Origin of the sequence: Pseudomonas sp. NFPP25 (assembly GCF_900116505.1) — a bacterium.
In the GTDB taxonomy this organism is placed as follows: Bacteria; Pseudomonadota; Gammaproteobacteria; order Pseudomonadales; family Pseudomonadaceae; genus Aquipseudomonas; species Aquipseudomonas protegens.
In genome coordinates, this window is the sequence record NZ_FPBG01000001.1 from 565,429 (window position 1) to 581,430 (window position 16,002).

Annotated in this window: 12 protein-coding genes; 10 read left to right on the forward strand and 2 right to left on the reverse strand. The window is 63.5% G+C overall.

Annotation, left to right across the window (positions count from 1 at the left end; genetic code table 11):
* Window positions 1-68: 68 nt before the first annotated feature.
* Window positions 69-1,403 carry an aspartate aminotransferase family protein gene (locus BM382_RS02430; protein WP_019095320.1) on the reverse strand — a complete coding sequence of 445 codons (1,335 nt, stop codon included), beginning with the start codon at window positions 1,401-1,403 and terminating at the stop codon, window positions 69-71.
* A 284-nt stretch (window positions 1,404-1,687) separates the two neighbouring features.
* Between BM382_RS02430 and BM382_RS02435 the strand changes: the two genes are divergently transcribed.
* From BM382_RS02435 to feaR, 4 genes are all read left to right on the forward strand, one after another.
* Window positions 1,688-3,175 carry an aldehyde dehydrogenase family protein gene (locus BM382_RS02435; protein ID WP_011061501.1) on the forward strand — a complete coding sequence of 496 codons (1,488 nt, stop codon included), beginning with the start codon at window positions 1,688-1,690 and terminating at the stop codon, window positions 3,173-3,175.
* A gap of 252 nt (window positions 3,176-3,427) precedes the next feature.
* Window positions 3,428-4,948 (forward strand): APC family permease, encoded by a 1,521-nt coding sequence (locus BM382_RS02440; RefSeq protein WP_072441710.1) that lies wholly within the window; start codon window positions 3,428-3,430, stop codon window positions 4,946-4,948.
* Window positions 4,914-5,507, forward strand: a complete 594-nt coding sequence (locus BM382_RS02445; protein WP_019095318.1) for a DUF3156 family protein — start codon at window positions 4,914-4,916, stop codon at window positions 5,505-5,507. Before BM382_RS02440 ends, BM382_RS02445 begins: the two co-directional genes overlap by 35 nt.
* Window positions 5,508-5,656: 149 nt before the next feature.
* Window positions 5,657-6,595 carry a transcriptional regulator FeaR gene (gene feaR / locus BM382_RS02450; RefSeq protein WP_019095317.1) on the forward strand — a complete coding sequence of 313 codons (939 nt, stop codon included), beginning with the start codon at window positions 5,657-5,659 and terminating at the stop codon, window positions 6,593-6,595.
* Window positions 6,596-6,968: 373 nt separating this feature from the next.
* On the opposite strand, the gene BM382_RS02455 is transcribed toward feaR, so the two are convergent.
* Window positions 6,969-7,772, reverse strand: coding sequence for a helix-turn-helix transcriptional regulator (locus tag BM382_RS02455; RefSeq protein ID WP_011061497.1), 804 nt, complete (start codon window positions 7,770-7,772; stop codon window positions 6,969-6,971).
* A gap of 204 nt (window positions 7,773-7,976) precedes the next feature.
* On the opposite strand from BM382_RS02455, the gene BM382_RS02460 reads away from it, so the two are divergent.
* From BM382_RS02460 to BM382_RS02485, 6 genes are all read left to right on the forward strand, one after another.
* The gene (locus BM382_RS02460; RefSeq protein WP_011061496.1) at window positions 7,977-9,341 is read left to right on the forward strand and encodes an APC family permease; all 1,365 of its coding nucleotides are present in this window, start codon (window positions 7,977-7,979) and stop codon (window positions 9,339-9,341) included.
* Between the two features lie 9 nt (window positions 9,342-9,350).
* The gene (locus tag BM382_RS02465) at window positions 9,351-10,451 is read left to right on the forward strand and encodes a DmpA family aminopeptidase (protein WP_072441712.1); all 1,101 of its coding nucleotides are present in this window, start codon (window positions 9,351-9,353) and stop codon (window positions 10,449-10,451) included.
* Window positions 10,452-10,750: 299 nt separating this feature from the next.
* On the forward strand, window positions 10,751-12,199 hold the full coding sequence (locus BM382_RS02470; RefSeq protein WP_011061494.1) for a serralysin family metalloprotease: 1,449 nt from the start codon (window positions 10,751-10,753) through the stop codon (window positions 12,197-12,199).
* Between the two features lie 93 nt (window positions 12,200-12,292).
* A complete protein-coding gene (locus BM382_RS02475; RefSeq protein ID WP_011061493.1) occupies window positions 12,293-12,679 on the forward strand; it encodes an AprI/Inh family metalloprotease inhibitor in 387 nt (128 codons plus the stop codon).
* A gap of 209 nt (window positions 12,680-12,888) precedes the next feature.
* Complete coding sequence (locus tag BM382_RS02480; protein WP_072441714.1) at window positions 12,889-14,670, forward strand: type I secretion system permease/ATPase; 1,782 nt, start codon at window positions 12,889-12,891, stop codon at window positions 14,668-14,670.
* Window positions 14,667-16,001, forward strand: a complete 1,335-nt coding sequence (locus BM382_RS02485; protein ID WP_015635758.1) for an HlyD family type I secretion periplasmic adaptor subunit — start codon at window positions 14,667-14,669, stop codon at window positions 15,999-16,001. The genes BM382_RS02480 and BM382_RS02485 overlap by 4 nt, the downstream gene beginning before the upstream one ends.
* The last annotated feature ends 1 nt before the right edge of the window (window position 16,002 follow it).

Below are 16,002 nucleotides of genomic sequence, written 5' to 3' on the forward strand. Positions count from 1 at the left end.
CGATCGTGATTGCCTCCAGCGCCGCAGGCTGCGATCGTGATTGCCTCGATCGCAGCCTGCGGCCGGGGTTAGCGGCGGGCCTTGCTCAAGCCTTCGGCCAGGGCGTCGACTATGGCATCGGCCTGTGCCTGCTGGATCACCAGGGGCGGCGAGAGAATGATCTTGGTGCCCACCGGGCGCACCATGACCCCGTTGTCCCGGGCGATCTGTGCCACCTGATTGGCGTAGCCGCTCATGGGGTCGATGGGTTCGCGGGTGGTCTTGTCCGCCACCAGGTCCAGGGCCAGCATCAGGCCCTTGCCGCGCACTTCGCCGACGGTGTCGAAGCGCTCGACGAAGGGCTGCAGCTTGTCGAGCATGTAGTCGCCCATTTTCGCGGCGTTGGCCGGCAGGTCCTCCTTGACCACGATGTCCAGGCACGCCAGGGCGGCGGCGCAGGCTACCGGGTGCCCGGAGTAGGTGTAGCCATGCATGATGGCCCCGGTGAAGTTGGCGTTCTTCTCGAAGGCTTCCTCGATGCGCCGGTTGACCACCGTGGCGCCCAGGGGGATGTAGCCCGAGGTGATGCCCTTGGCCAGGCACATGATGTCGGGCTTGACGCCCCACAGGCGGCTGCCGAACATCGAGCCGCTGCGACCGAAGCCGGTGACCACTTCGTCGGCGATCAGCAATACGCCGTACTTGTCGCAGACTTCGCGGATCAGCGGCCAGTAGTTGGCCGGTGGCACTATCACGCCGCCAGCGCCCTGGATCGGCTCGGCAATGAAGGCGGCGACGGTGTCCGGGCTCTGGAACTGGATTTCCCGCTCCAGCAGGTCGGCGCAGATCTTGCCCAGCTCTTCCGGGTCCTGGCTGTAGGGGTTGCGGTACAGCCAGGGGGTATCGATGTGGTAGCAGCCCGGCAGCAGCGGCTCGTAGTTGCGGCGGAACACCGTGTTGCCATTGACCGAGGCGCCACCGAAGTGGGTGCCGTGGTAGCCCTGGCGCAGGGAAATGAACTTGGTGCGGTCGGCCTGGCCTTCGAGCTTCCAGTACTGGCGGGCCAGCTTCAAAGCGCTTTCGATGGCGTCCGAGCCGCCGGAGCTGAAGGCCACCCGGCGCATGTCCTCGGGTTCCAGCAGGTTCATCACCACCCGCGACAGTTCTTCGGCCCGGGGATGGCTGACTCCGTCGAACAGCTGGAAGTATTCCAGTTCATCAAGTTGCGCGGTGATCGCCGCCTTCACTTCCTTGCGGTTGTGGCCGACGTTGACGTTCCACAACCCGGCAACGCCATCCACCAGCTGGTGGCCCTTGTCGTCATACACATAGCAGCCGTCGCCACGGACGATGCGGATCGGCTCGCGTTGCTTCATTTCGTTGGGGTGCAGCATGGGGTGCCAGAAACGGCTTGGTTCGCTCACGTTGAGTCTCCTGATAACGCACGGACAGCGTGGAGATATTAGTGCGTCATTTATGCGCCCCTGGCTTGCCTCTGTGTGCCAGGGCACTTGACCCAGGCTGCCAGTGGCGGGTTTGCGGGCCTGTTCGCCGGCCAATGGCGCGCACCTGCGGGGGCTGGCTTGCCAGCGAAGGCCCTGGCGGGGCTGGCAGCCAGGGCCAAGTTTCGCGGCAGCCAGGGTCAAGACGGCGTGCGTCTTTGCGCTCAAAGTCCATTTCGAACTAGGTCTACCTGCGAGGATTCAAGATGAGCGTTGCCATCGACCCACGTGTCGCTGCATTCATAGACAGTCAGCATGGCCTGCTGATCGACGGTCACAGCCAGCCGGCCCTCAGCGGTGCGCGGATGGCGGTGTACAACCCCGCCAGTGGCGAACAATTGGCCGAGGTCGCGGCAGCTGCCCAGGCCGATATCGACCTGGCGGTGAACGCCGCGCGTCGGGCCTTCGAGGGGAGCTGGAAGGCGCAACGCCCCGCCGACCGCGAGCGCCTGCTGCTGAAGCTGGCGGACCTGCTGGAGGCCAATGGCGAGGAACTGGCGCAACTGGAGACCCTCAACAACGGCCAGTCGATCCACCTGGCCCGGGCCCTGGAGGTGGGAGCGGCCGCGGAGTTCACCCGCTACATGGCCGGCTGGGCCACCAAGATCGAGGGCAAGAGCCTGGATGTCTCCATCGCCGCAGTGCCCGGGGCGCAGTACCGGGCCTACACCGTGCCGGAGCCGGTGGGCGTGGTGGGGGCCATCGTGCCGTGGAACTTCCCGCTGCTGATGGCCATCTGGAAAATCGTTCCGGCCCTGGCCTGTGGCTGCACCGTGGTGCTCAAGCCGGCGGACGAAACCCCGCTGACCGCGTTGCGCCTGGGCCAGTTGTGCCTGGAAGCGGGGATCGCCCCCGGGGTGGTCAACGTGGTCACCGGCAGTGGCGCCCAGGCCGGCGCGGCCCTGGCCGCGCATTCGGGAATCGACAAGCTGGCGTTCACCGGCTCGACCCAGGTGGGCAAGCTGATCGGCCATGCCGCGGTGGACAACATGACCCGTTTTTCCCTGGAGCTGGGCGGCAAATCGCCGGTGATCGTGCTTGACGACTGCGACCCGCAGACCGCCGCCGCCGGCGCAGCCGGGGCGATCTTCTTCAACCAGGGGCAGGTGTGCACGGCGGGTTCGCGGCTGTACATCCAGCGCCGCATCTATAACGAGGTGCTGGAGCGCCTGGTGGCCATTGCCGGGTCCCTGAGCATCGGGCCGGGGCTGGACGAGCAGGCACAGATCAATCCGCTGATTTCCGCCAAGCAGCAAAAACGCGTGCTGCAGATGGTCCAGCGCGGAGTCGAAGAGGGCGCCCGGCTGCTCTGTGGCGGTGTCGCCCATGGCGAGCGGGGCTTCTATGTGCGCCCGACGGTGGTGGCCGATGTGCACGCCGACCAGCAACTGGTGCGCGAGGAGATCTTCGGCCCGGTGGTGGTGGCCACGCCGTTCGACACCCTGGACGAAGTGGTGGGCCTGGCCAATGACAACCAGTACGGGCTGGGGGCGAGCATCTGGTCCAACGACCTGGGGCGGGTCATGCAGCTGATTCCGCAGATCAAGGCCGGCACTGTCTGGGTCAACACCCACAACATGCTGGACCCGTCGATGCCCTTCGGTGGCTACAAGCAGTCGGGCATCGGTCGCGAGATGGGCCATGCGGCCATCGAGGCCTACACCGAGAACAAGTCGGTGTGCATCGCTTATTGAGCCGAACGCCTTCGCCGGCCAGCCGGCCCCTGCGGGGGCAGGGCCAACCGGTTTACTGTAGGAGCCGGCTGGCCGACGAAGAGGCCCCTGGATTGGGCGGTGATCTTGCCGACGCCTTCGCTGGCGAGCCAGCTCCTACAGGGTGTGAACATGAAGACAGCTGCGTCAGACAGCCAAGCACTCCGCCATCAGGCGTGCCCTTGAAATGCCTAGAACAACAATCATCAACCCATGCTTTCGAGGTTTACCACCATGTCGCTCAACGACAGACTCAGTCGCCACCTGGATCAAGGTGTAGTCGGCTTTCCCACGGCCCTGGCCAGTGCCGTGGGCTTGATCATGGCCAGCCCGGTGATCCTCACGGCCACCACGGGCTTTGGTATCGGCGGCGGCGCCTTTGCCATGGCGATGGTGATCGCCCTGGTGATGATGCTGGCGCAATCCACCACCTTCGCCGAAGCGGCCTGCCTGCTGCCCACCAACGGTTCGGTCTATGACTATCTGGCCTGTGGCCTGGGGCGTTTTTTCGCCATCACCGGGACCTTGTCCGCCTACCTGATCGTGCACGTGTTCGCCGGCACCGCGGAGACCATTCTCAGTGGAGTCATGGCCCTGGTTAACTTCGAGTCCCTCAACACCCTGCTGGAGCAGAGCGGCAGTGCCTGGCTGGTGGGGGTGGGGCTGGTGCTGTTCTTCGGTGCGCTGAACGCCGTGGGCATCACCGCCTTCAGCCGTGCCGAGGTGATCCTGACCTTCGGCATGTGGACCACCCTGATCATCTTTGGCGTGCTCGGGGTGCTCAAGACACCGGCGGTGCAGCTCGATGGCTGGTTCGGCGCCTCGATGGTGGGTACCGACCTGCCGACCATCCTGTCCCTGGTGGGCATGGCCATGTTCATGTTCGTCGGCTGTGAATTCGTCACGCCCCTGACGCCGGATGTGCGCAAGGCCGCCCGGACCATTCCCCGGGCCATGGCCCTGGGGCTGGTGGGGGTAGCGGTGTGCATGTTCATCTATGGCGCGGCGATGAAGCGCCAAGTGGAAAACATCGCCCTGAGCGAGGATGGCAGCGTGCACCTGCTGGATACGCCCATGGCCATTCCGCATTTTGCCGAGCAGATCATGGGGCCCTTCGGCCGTATCTGGCTGGGCATCGGCCTGCTGTTCGCCGGCGCCGCCACCATCAACACGCTGATGGCCGGCTTGCCGCGGATCCTTTACGGCATGGCTCTGGATGGGGCGTTGCCGAAGGTCTTCACTTACCTGCACCCGCGCTTCAAGACGCCGTTGCTGTGCATTGCCGTAGCCGTGCTGATTCCCTGCCTGCATGCCTGGTGGCTGGGGGGCAGCACCGACAGCATCATGCACCTGGTGCTGGCGGCGGTCTGTGCCTGGAGCACTGCCTATCTGCTGGTCACCCTGTCAGTGGTGATGCTGCGCATTCGCCGGCCGGACCTGCCCCGGGCCTACAAGTCGCCGTGGTTTCCGCTGCCGCAGATCCTGTCTTCGGTGGGCATCCTGCTGGGCATGTGGTTCATCACGCCGCCGGGCATGAATCCGCGGGACATCTATGTGCCTTTCGGCAGCATGCTGGGCCTGACCGCGATCTATGCGCTGGTCTGGACCCTGCTGGTGCAGAAGGTCAATCCGTTTCGCCCGGTGCCGGTGGAGGAGGTGCTGGAACAGGCGCTGGGCCTGAACCCGGATACCGCCCATAACCTACGGGAGAGCGCGCCTGATGAATCTTTCAAGCTGGCGGCAAAACCTCTTTGAACTGTGGAACCGCGCGCCATCGGGCTATCGCCCGGGGCTGACCCTTGGGCAGTTGCGTCGGGATCTGGCGGGGCTCGATTTCACTCCACGGAGCCAGGTGCAGGGCGGTTTTCATTGCCCGCAAAACGGTTTGAGGTTCGAGGTGCAAGAGCGCGCCCAGGCGCAGTTCCTGATGCACATCGTGGCCTGTGAGTGGCGCCTGCCGGTGCCTTGCGACACGGCCCGGCAGGCGCGGATCCGTCTGCGTCACACTGGCGCGATCCGCCGCCAGGGTGTCGCAGCTCGGCTGCTCACGGGGGAGGACGCTGAATGGGCGCCGCTGCTGCAGCGCCTGTGCAGTGACCAGCGCTTGCTGGAGTACCTGTTGCCCCTGGATTTCAAACACCTGGAATTGCGGCGCGATGCCCAGGGCTGGCAGGTGCACCTGGAGCATTTCGGCGCCAGCGAAGTGGTCAACCGCCTGCCCGGGTTCCGCCGCTATATCCGCTTAAGCGCTGAACAGCGGGCGGCGCTACTGGGCAGCTTCACTGAGTTGTACAAGCTACTGCGAGATTTCTGAGGGACATAACCGTAAGCGCTGGCATACAGCCTGCTTAAGCCATAACAGACTATCCATGCTGTCAGGCGCCTTGCCTGGCAAATAGATAACATGTTAATGATATCGCCATAACAACAAAGGCGGTTGGAACCGGCTTCTGGAGGTGCACAGTGCTTGCTTCGCATAGTTTCAGTTCCTGGGTGGGCGCCCTGCAGGGCGTCTGCGGTCGATTCGATGCCCGTCCGGCGCGCAATCCCGCCTTGTTCATTGGTGAAGTGGGCATGCAGGATTACGCCGGGCTGGAGGTGGCGCAGATCCGCACCAACGCCGGGCTGATCTCCCGCCAGAGCACCAAGGTCGATCATGAGGACGATCGCCATTGCTTCCTCATCATCCAGCGCAGCGGCCATGCGCGCTTGAGCCAGGGCGGCGAAAGTGTCGAACTGGCCCCGGGGGACATGGCGCTGCTGGACTCCGCCGGAGCCTGCGAGATCGTGCCCCATGGCCTGATCGAGCATGCTTCGTTCCATCTGTGCCGGGAGGAGGTCTACCGCCACCTGCCGGCCCAGCAGCGCAAGTTCGGCAAGCTGTCGCAAAATTGCGCCAGCGGGCGCCTGATGCGTTTGCTGGTGGAGCAGATCTGTGCCGGCGAATTGCAGGGTTGTGCGGCCCAGCAGGAAGGGCAGGCCTTGCAGGAAGCCCTGATTGCCCTGCTTGGTCCGACCTTGCGCCAGACCGTCAACAGCCTGGATGGCTTTGACGAGGGCCTGCATGGCGGATGCCTGCGTGATCAGGCGCGGCAGTTGATCAGCCAGTCCCTCAATGAGCCGGGCCTGACTCCGGTATCACTGGCCGGCCAGCTGAATATCTCGGTGCGCCAGCTGTACCGGCTGTTCGAGGAGCAGGGGGACAGCGTTTGCCGCTTCATCCAGCGCTCGCGGCTCAAGCGCAGCGCCGCGGACCTGAGCAATCCGCACCTGCGCAACGAATCCATCACCGACATTGCCTTCAAATGGGGCTTCACCGATTCGGCGCATTTCAGCCGTACCTTCAAGAAGCATTTCGAACAATCGCCCCGGGATTTCCGCGCCCGGTCCCTGAACGCCTGACGGCATGGCCCTTGCGGCCGCCGTCGTTGCCGGCGGCCGCACCGCAAGGCATGCGCCGCTCTTGAGTGCGCCTTCGCCTGTAGGAGCCGGCTTGCCGGCGAAGAAGGCCGCAAGGCATGCGTCGCTCTTGATTGCGCCTTCGCCTGTAGGAGCCGGCTTGCCGGCGAAGAAGGCCGTAAGGCATGCGCCGCTCTTGAGTGCGCCTTCGTCTGTAGGAGCCGGCTTGCCGGCGAAGAAGGCCGTAAGGCATGCGTCGAACTTGAGGGCGCCTTCGCTGGCAAGCCAGCTCCTACCGATAGCAGATAGCAGATAGCAGATAGCAGGTAGCAGGTAGCGGATGACGGGCGGCGGATGGCCGCTGGCAGACCGGCAATCACGGATTTTCCAGGTCGTGCCCCAGGGATTGGATAAACAGCGAGAACAGCTCCGGCTGGCTGGAGATATCCAGCTTGGCGTAGAGGTGGCGGCGGTGGACCTTGATGGTGTCCGGCGAGATCTTCAGCCGTTCCGCCATGGCCTTTGAAGAAAATCCCCGGAGGATCAGGCGGGCTATCTCCAGCTCCCGCTCCGAAAGTACGGCGCTGCCGAAATGGCTCAGGGCGTCGCGGATCTGGCTGGCCATTTCCTGGGGCGCAGGGCTTTGGGGGCGGGCCTGGCTGTGTTGCCAGTGCTGCTCCATCAGCGGCAGTACCCAGGCTGAAAAGGTGGTTAGCAGGCCGATCTCGTCGTGGCTGAAGACGCACTGGCTGCCCAGGGAAAGCGACAGGGTGCCAGCCTCGGGCAGTTGCAGAATCAACTGCACTTCGTCTTCCAGGACGTTGTCGTGGAAGTAGCTGAGAAAGTATTCGCTCTGGCGGAAATGGTCCGGGGCCACTTCTTCCAGGCGGTACAGGCCGCTGGGGTAGCCTTCGCGACAGGCCTGGAAGAAGGGGTCCAGCAGGTACAGGCCGTTGAGGTAGGTGAGCATGGACGCCGGCTTGCTGCTGGGTTCGGCGTCATATTCCTCCAGGGCCCGGGGCGGGCCGTCCAGCGGGTAGAAGATCGCCAGGGCGTTGTCGAACGGCGTAGCCTGGTGCAGCAGCAGGATCAGCTGTTTCCAGAAGCGTGGATTGCCGATCAATGTGAGGGTGCGGCCCAGGCCGGCATGCAGGCCCACTTCCCTGAACAGGTTACTCAAAGGCGTTGCTCCGTTGATCCGCTGAAATGTCGTGGCCCGGTTTCGTCGATTTAACCGCCGTCGTCAAGGGGAGTACTCCAATAGGGGAATTGGGTGATGGTCTGCATCTGCCTAGAGTAGCTCCCGGCAAGTGCGCCCCAGAACGCACCCGCCCGATGAATTTCGTTTCTGCCTCAGACCAACAATAAACACGAGGATAACGATATGAGCTCTCCCTCTGCGCCCGACGGTGCGCTGAAACCTACCTTGAGTGTGTTCGATGTGGTGGCCATCACCGTGTCCGGTGTGACCCCCGCCAGTTCAGTGTTCGTGATCGCCCCCTTCGCCATCCATCAGGCCGGTAGCGGGGTGTTCCTGGCCTTCGTCATGGCCGGGTTGCTGGCCCTGATGTTCGCCTTTTGCTACGCCGAGCTGGGCCGCGCCCACAACAGCGCCGGCGGCGAGTATGTATACGCCAAGCGAGTGTTCGGCGGCATGGCCGGTTATGCCACCTTCCTCACGGTGCTGGTGATGCTGCTGTTCATTCCGCCGGTGCTGGCCACTGGTGCCGCCACCTACCTGAACAATGCCCTGGGCACGAACTTCGATTCCCAGACCGTGGCCCTGGTGATCGTGGTCTGCAGTTACCTGCTGGGCATCCTCAATATCAAGCTCAATGCCTGGATCACCGGCACGTGCCTGCTGCTGGAAGTGGCGGCCTTGCTGGTGATCGTCTGGCTCGGCTTCGGCAATGCCTCGCAGCCGGTGAGCATTCTGCTGCAACCGCAGATCGTCGATCACGGCGCCTTGCAACTGGCGCCCTGGGCACTGGTGATCGGCGCGGTGGGCATCGGCCTGTTTTCCTACAACGGCTACGGCCCGGCGGTGCTGCTGGCCGAAGACATGAAATGCAAGGGCCGCGGGGTGCACAAGGCGGTGCTGTGGTCCCTGGTGCTGGTGGTGATCATCGAACTGGTGCCGCTCACCGCGCTGCTGATCGGCGCGCCGTCCTTGAGCGCGATGCTCGCCAGCCCCGACCCCATCGGTTACCTGCTCACCAGCCATGGCAACGAGACCCTGGCCCGGGTGGTCAGCGGCGGGATTTTCCTTTCGGTGTTCAATGCCATTGTCGCCATCGTCATCCAGATCGGTCGGGTGGTGTTCAGCAGTGGCCGCGATGCGCTGTGGACGCCCACTATCAATCGCCTGTTCACCCGCATTCACCCGCGCTGGGATTCACCCTGGCTGGCGACCCTGTTCCTGGCCATTCCCTCGGCGGTGCTGAGCTTCAGCTCGAACCTGGCGGACCTGACGTCCTTCAGCGTGCTGCTGATCATGCTGGTGTACCTGATCGTCGCCCTCAGCGCGCTGATGAGCCGGGTACTGCTGCGCGACCGCGAGCATCCCTACCGCATGCCGCTGTGGCCGCTGCCGGCCTTGCTGGCGGTGCTCGGCGCGGGTTACCTGCTGGTCAATCTGTTCCTCGAAGCGTCCCTGCGGGACATCATGGTCATCATCGGGCTGCTGGCGCTGTCGGTGATTCTTTATGGCACCAACGGCCGGTACAGCCCGGCGTTTCAGAAACTGTAAGGAGTGGTTATGCGAGCACGTCAATTGGGCATCCGCCTGGGCCTGGGGACGCCAGGCCCGTTCAATGCGATCACCGATGTTCCCGGGGTGCGGGTCGGCCACAGCACCTTGAATGCCAGTGTGGACGGCAAGCAGGTGCGCACTGGGGTTACCCTGGTCCAGCCCCGGGCCGGGCACGCCCGCCAGCAGCCGTGCTTTGCCGGTTGCCATGTGCTCAACGGCAATGGCGATGCCACGGGCCTGGAGTGGATTCGCGAGGCCGGCACCCTGACTACGCCGCTGGCGATCACCAACACCCACAGTGTGGGCGTGGTGCGCGATGCCTTGATCGCCCTGGAGCGCGAGGCATTGCAAGACCCGGCGGTGTACTGGTGCATGCCAGTGGTGATGGAAACCTACGACGGCCTGTTGAATGACATCTGGGGCCAGCATGTGGGTGTGCAGCAGGTGCGCGAAGCCATGGCCTGCGCCGAGTCCGGGCCGGTGGCCGAGGGCGCGGTCGGCGGCGGCACCGGGATGATCTGCCATGAGTTCAAGGGCGGCATCGGTACGGCGTCGCGGCGGCTGACGGCCGAGCAGGGCGGCTACACCGTCGGTGCCCTGGTCCAGGCCAACCACGGCAAGCGCGAGGAACTGCGGGTCGATGGCTATCCAGTGGGGCGCCGGCTGGGGCATATCCCTTCGCCGTTTGCCGAGCGCGGGACCCCGGGCATGGGCTCGATCGTGGTGATACTGGCCACCGATGCGCCGCTGTTGCCGCACCAGTGCCAGCGCCTGGCCCAGCGCGCATCCATCGGCATCGCCCGCACCGGCGGAGGCACCGAGGATTCCAGCGGCGATATCTTCCTGGCCTTTGCCACGGGAAACCGGGACTTGCCGACGGCGGACTACGGGCGCAAGGGCCTGGGTTTCAGCACACCGCTGGCGATGCTCAACAACGATCACATCTCGCCCTTGTTCAGCGCAGCCGCCGAAGCGGTGGAGGAAGCCATCATCAACGCCCTGCTGGCGGGGGTGCCCATGACCAGCGCCGACGGCGTGCAAGTGCCGGCCCTGACTGCGCAAGTGGTGCTGGAAACATTGGAACTAACTGGTTGGAACAGAAGTTAACGGACTAAGAAGTGCGACGCGGTCGACATAACTGTTTATATGGATATTTAATAATTAAATTGTAGATTGTCGGACAATGACTGCCGTTAATCAGTTGGAAAAGAATCTTTCGACTGTACAGTCATTGTTTGCTGGAGTTCGCTGGAACAGTGAGATTTGACGTCAAAAAAGTAGTGGACGCCTGATTTCAAATTGTGTCAGTTTTCTTGCGCCTGCTTAGGGCGAGTGATAGGACGATCTCGCCAGGGATTGTCGCTATCTGACAAAAACTGTTCCATTGATTACAAGGAAGTGTGTTTATGTCGAAAGTAACAGAGAACGCTATTGCATCTGCCGAACAACAACTGGTGCCTTTGGCCGCAGCAAGTTCGGCGTATAACCAGATCAATAGCTTCAGCCACCAATACGATCGTGGCGGCAATCTCACGGTCAATGGCAAACCTTCGTTCTCGGTCGATCAGGCCGCCACGCAACTGCTGCGTGACGGCGCTGCCTATAAGGACCTGAACGGTAACGGCAAGATCGATCTGACCTATACCTTCCTGACCTCGGCTTCCTCGAGCACCATGTACAAGCATGGCATCTCCGGGTTCAGCCAGTTCAGCGCCCAGCAGAAGGCCCAGGCAGTCCTGGCCATGCAGTCCTGGGCTGACGTGGCCAACGTCGTGTTTACCGAGAAAGCCTCGGGTGGCGACGCCCACATGACCTTCGGCAACTACAGCGGTGGCCAGGATGGCGCGGCGGCATTTGCCTACCTGCCAGGTACCGGCGCCGGCTACGACGGCACCTCGTGGTACCTGATCAACAGCAGCTACACCCAGAACAAGAACCCCGACCTGAACAACTATGGCCGTCAGACCCTGACCCATGAGATCGGTCACACCCTGGGCCTGGCTCACCCTGGCGACTACAACGCCGGCGAAGGCAACCCCAGCTACAAGGACGCCAGCTACGGTCAGGACACCCGTGGCTACAGCGTCATGAGCTACTGGAGTGAAAGCAATACCAGCCAGAACTTCAGTAAGGGCGGGGTCGAAGCCTATTCGTCCGGCCCGCTGATGGACGATATCGCGGCTATCCAGAAACTCTACGGTGCCAACTACAGCACCCGTGCCGGCGATACCACCTACGGCTTCAACTCCAACACCGGGCGTGATTTCTACAGCGCCAGCTCGTCTTCCGACAAGCTGGTGTTCTCGGTGTGGGACGGTGGCGGCAACGATACCCTGGATTTCTCCGGTTTCACCCAGAACCAGAAGATCAACCTCAATGAAGCCTCGTTCTCCGACGTTGGCGGCATGGTGGGTAACGTTTCCATCGCTCAGGGCGTGACCGTGGAGAACGCCATCGGCGGCTCGGGCAACGACCTGTTGATCGGCAACAACGCCGCCAACGTGCTCAAGGGTGGTGCCGGCAACGACATCATCTACGGCGCCGGCGGTGCAGATCAGCTGTGGGGCGGCTCGGGCTCGGACACTTTCGTGTTCGCCGCCAGCACCGACTCCAAGCCGGGTGCGGCCGACCAGATCATGGATTTTGTCAGCGGCCTGGACAAGATCGATCTGACCGGGATCACCAAGGGCGCCGGCCTGCACTTCGTCAACGCCTTCACCGGCGCGGCGGGTGACGCGATCCTCACCACCTCCGGGGGTGTGAGCACCTTGTCCGTGGACTTCTCCGGGCATGGCGTGGCGGACTTCCTGGTCAGCACCGTGGGCCAGGCAGCGGTCAGCGACATCGTCGCCTGAGTGAAATGAGCACAGGGCCGCGCAGTCGAGCGGCTCTGCGTTCTTGCTTTGGGCCCTGGCCTGAGCGAGTCTACCGGGCGAACGGAGCACCCTATGACCCTGCATATTTCCTGTTGCCGGGCGGCCCGATGGCTGCTGGCGACACTGATGATCTTTTATGGAGCAATCACCATGGCAAGCAGCCTGCGCTTGGCGGACCCCTCGGAACTGGTTGGACACTGGCAGCTGCAACAGGCAGCCGCACCCGCTGAAGGTTGCACCCTGGACCTGCTGCACAACGCCGCCCTGGGCGACGGCGCCGACTGCCTGTCGAAATGGCTCGGGGAAGCCGCGGTGGGCTGGTTCCCGGAGCCCGATGGCATTGCCATTACCGGCCGCGAAGGCTCGAAAATCATTTTCTTCAGTCGCCAGAAAGAGGGCCTCTACGAAGCCCGCCTGAAAGCCGACGGTCTGATTGTGTTACAACGCGCCGCTAATTAAGCGATGAGTGTGTTCGTCTAATAAACGACGGCCATTATATCGCCACTCTCTTGGCCGGCAGGAACATGTTCGGGCTGCTGTTGGATACAGCTGTCCGAATTATTCGTGTCCGCAGGATTCAGCAACTAAGTAGTGCGGGTTGTTAGTTGTAGGCTACATTGGTTCCACGCTAGCGGGCGCGGATTAACAGCTCAGGGAAAATGTTAGAAATGGTGAAGAACAATCATCCTGCACCACTGTTCAAGGCACTGGGCGAATATAAGGGCATCCTCATCAGTGTCGGTTGTTTCACTGCGTTGATTAACGTGCTGATGCTGGTGCCTTCCATCTATATGTTGCAGGTCTACGACCGGGTACTGTCGTCGCAGAATGAAACCACCCTGGTGATGCTGTCGTTGATGGTGGTGGGCTTCTTCGTCTTTATCGGTCTTCTGGAAGTGCTGCGCAGCTTTATCGTGATCCGCATCGGCAGCCAGCTGGAGCGCCGCTTCAACCTGCGGGTCTACCAGGCTGCGTTCGAGCGCAACCTGTCCCGGGGCGAGGGCCATGCGGGGCAGTCCCTGGGAGATTTGACCCATATTCGCCAGTTCCTCACCGGGCCGGCACTGTTCGCCTTCTTCGATGCACCCTGGTTCCCCATCTACCTGCTGGTGATCTACGCCTTCAACGTCTGGCTCGGAGTGTTCGCCACTGTAGGCGCGTTGTTGCTGATTGCCCTGGCGTACCTCAACGAAGCCATGACCAAGAAGGACCTGGCCGAGGCCAGCGGTTTTTCGCAGCGTTCCACCCAGCTGGCCACCAGCCACCTGCACAACGCCGAAACCATCCAGGCCATGGGCATGCTTGGCGCCTTGCGCAAACGCTGGTTCGCCGTGCACTCGCGCTTTCTCGGCCTGCAGAACCAGGCCAGCGATACCGGCTCGGTGATCAGCTCCCTGAGCAAGACCTTGCGTCTGTGCCTGCAATCCCTGGTGCTGGGCCTGGGTGCCTTGCTGGTGATCAAGGGCGACATGACCGCCGGGATGATGATTGCCGGTTCGATCCTCATGGGCCGGGTGCTGAGCCCCATCGACCAGTTGATCGCGGTGTGGAAACAATGGAGTTCGGCCAAGCTGGCCTACGGCCGCCTGGATGTACTGCTGCGCGAGTTCCCGCCCAGCGATACGGCGATGTCCTTGCCGGCGCCCAAGGGGCAGGTGAGCTTCGAGCAGGTCAGCGCCGGCCCGCCCGGACGGCGGATGGCGACCCTGCAACAGGTGAACTTCAGCATCAATGCCGGCGAAGTGCTTGGCGTGCTGGGGGCCTCCGGTTCCGGCAAGTCGACCCTGGCCCGGGTACTGGTGGGCGTATGGCCGACCCTGGGCGGCACCGTGCGCCTGGACGGGGCCGATATCCATCGCTGGAACCGCGACGAACTGGGGCCCTACATCGGCTATCTGCCCCAGGATATCGAGCTGTTTACCGGCAGCATCGCCGAGAACATCGCACGCTTTCGCCAGGCCGACCCGGAGCAGGTGGTCCAGGCCGCGCAGATGGCCGGGGTGCATGAGCTGATCCTGCGCCTGCCCCAGGGCTACGACACCGTGCTCGGCGATGACGGCAGCGGCCTGTCCGGTGGCCAGAAGCAGCGGGTGGCCCTGGCCCGGGCGCTGTATGGCAGCCCGAGCCTGGTGGTGCTGGACGAACCCAATTCCAACCTCGATACCGTGGGCGAAAGTGCCCTGGCGGCGGCCATTGCCCAGCTCAAGGCCCGGGGCACCAGCGTGGTGCTGGTGACCCACCGTTCCTCGGTGCTGGCCCTGGCCGACAAACTGCTGGTACTCAACGAAGGCCGCTTGCAGGCCTTCGGCCCGAGCCAGGAAGTGCTCAAGGCCCTGGCCGGCGGCCAGCAAGCCCAGGCCCAGGAGGCGCCCAAGCCCGTTGCAGCGGCACCCGGCGGCCTCAGCATGAGCCGGCAATACCAGGCTCCGACACGGAATTCAGGCGCATGAGCAAGGACAGCAACATGATGATCGAAGAAGGTTACGCGCCGGAACGGGTCGAGCGTGACGCGGGCTTTTTCGCCCGCATGGGCTGGATCCTGGCCCTGGTGGGGGCGGGCAGTTTCTTCGTCTGGGCGGCGCTGGCGCCCCTGGACCAGGGCATTCCGGTGCAAGGCACGGTGGTGGTGTCCGGCAAGCGCAAGGCGGTGCAGTCCATGAGCAGCGGGGTGGTCAGCCGGATCCTGGTGCGCGAGGGCGAAAGCGTGAAGCAGGGCCAGCCGCTGTTTCGCCTGGACCAGACCCAGGTGGCGGCGGACGTGCAATCGCTGCAAGCCCAGTACCGCATGGCCATGGCCAGCCTGGCGCGCTGGCGCAGCGAGCGCGACAACCTCAAGCAGGTGGATTTCCCCGCGCCCCTGAGCGACAGCGACGATCCGCGCCTGGCCCTGGTGCTGGAGGGCCAGCGCCAGTTGTTCAGCAGCCGGCGCGAGGCATTCTCCCGGGAGCAGGCGGGCATCCGTGCCAATATCGAAGGCGCCACCGCGCAACTGGCCGGCATGCGCCGGGCCCGCACCGACCTCGGTAGCCAGGCCGAATCCCTGCGCCAGCAACTGAGCAACCTGCAACCTTTGGCGGACAACGGCTACATCCCGCGCAATCGCCTGCTGGAATATCAGCGCCAACTGTCCCAGGTGCAGCAGGAACTGGCGCAGAACACCGGGGAAAGCGGGCGAGTGGAGCAGGGCATCCTCGAATCCCGGCTCAAGCTGCAACAGCACAGCGAGGAGTACCAGAAAGAGGTGCGCAGCCAGTTGGCCGAAGCCCAGCTCAAGACCCAGACCCTGGAGCAGCAACTGACCTCTGCCGGTTTCGACCTGCAGCACAGCGAGATCATCGCCACCGCCGACGGCATCGCGGTCAACCTCGGGGTGCACACCGAGGGCGCGGTGGTGCGCCAGGGCGAGACCCTGCTGGAAATCGTGCCCCAGGGCACTCACCTGGAGGTGGAAGGGCGGCTGCCGGTGAACCTGGTGGACAAGGTCGGCACCCACTTGCCGGTGGACATCCTGTTCACCGCCTTCAACCAGAGCCGCACGCCACGAGTGCCGGGCGAAGTCAGCCTGATTTCCGCCGACCAGATGCTCGACGAGAAAACCGGCATGCCCTACTACGTGCTGCGCAGCAGTGTCAGCGACCAGGCCATGGAGAAGCTCAACGGCCTGGTGATCAAGCCCGGCATGCCGGCGGAAATGTTCGTGCGCACTGGCGAGCGTTCCCTGCTCAATTACCTGTTCAAGCCACTGCTCGACCGGGCAGGTTCTGCACTGACCGAAGAATAAG

Excerpts from the sequence above, each read along its gene's own strand:
- BM382_RS02435 (WP_011061501.1), top strand. The coding sequence starts at position 1,688 with ATGAGCGTTGCCATCGACCCACGTGTCGCTGCATTCATAGACAGTCAG.
- BM382_RS02440 (WP_072441710.1), top strand. The coding sequence starts at position 3,428 with ATGTCGCTCAACGACAGACTCAGTCGCCACCTGGATCAAGGTGTAGTC.
- BM382_RS02445 (WP_019095318.1), top strand. The coding sequence starts at position 4,914 with ATGAATCTTTCAAGCTGGCGGCAAAACCTCTTTGAACTGTGGAACCGC.
- BM382_RS02460 (WP_011061496.1), top strand. The coding sequence starts at position 7,977 with ATGAGCTCTCCCTCTGCGCCCGACGGTGCGCTGAAACCTACCTTGAGT.
- BM382_RS02465 (WP_072441712.1), top strand. The coding sequence starts at position 9,351 with ATGCGAGCACGTCAATTGGGCATCCGCCTGGGCCTGGGGACGCCAGGC.
- BM382_RS02470 (WP_011061494.1), top strand. The coding sequence starts at position 10,751 with ATGTCGAAAGTAACAGAGAACGCTATTGCATCTGCCGAACAACAACTG.
- BM382_RS02475 (WP_011061493.1), top strand. The coding sequence starts at position 12,293 with ATGACCCTGCATATTTCCTGTTGCCGGGCGGCCCGATGGCTGCTGGCG.
- BM382_RS02480 (WP_072441714.1), top strand. The coding sequence starts at position 12,889 with ATGGTGAAGAACAATCATCCTGCACCACTGTTCAAGGCACTGGGCGAA.
- BM382_RS02485 (WP_015635758.1), top strand. The coding sequence starts at position 14,667 with ATGAGCAAGGACAGCAACATGATGATCGAAGAAGGTTACGCGCCGGAA.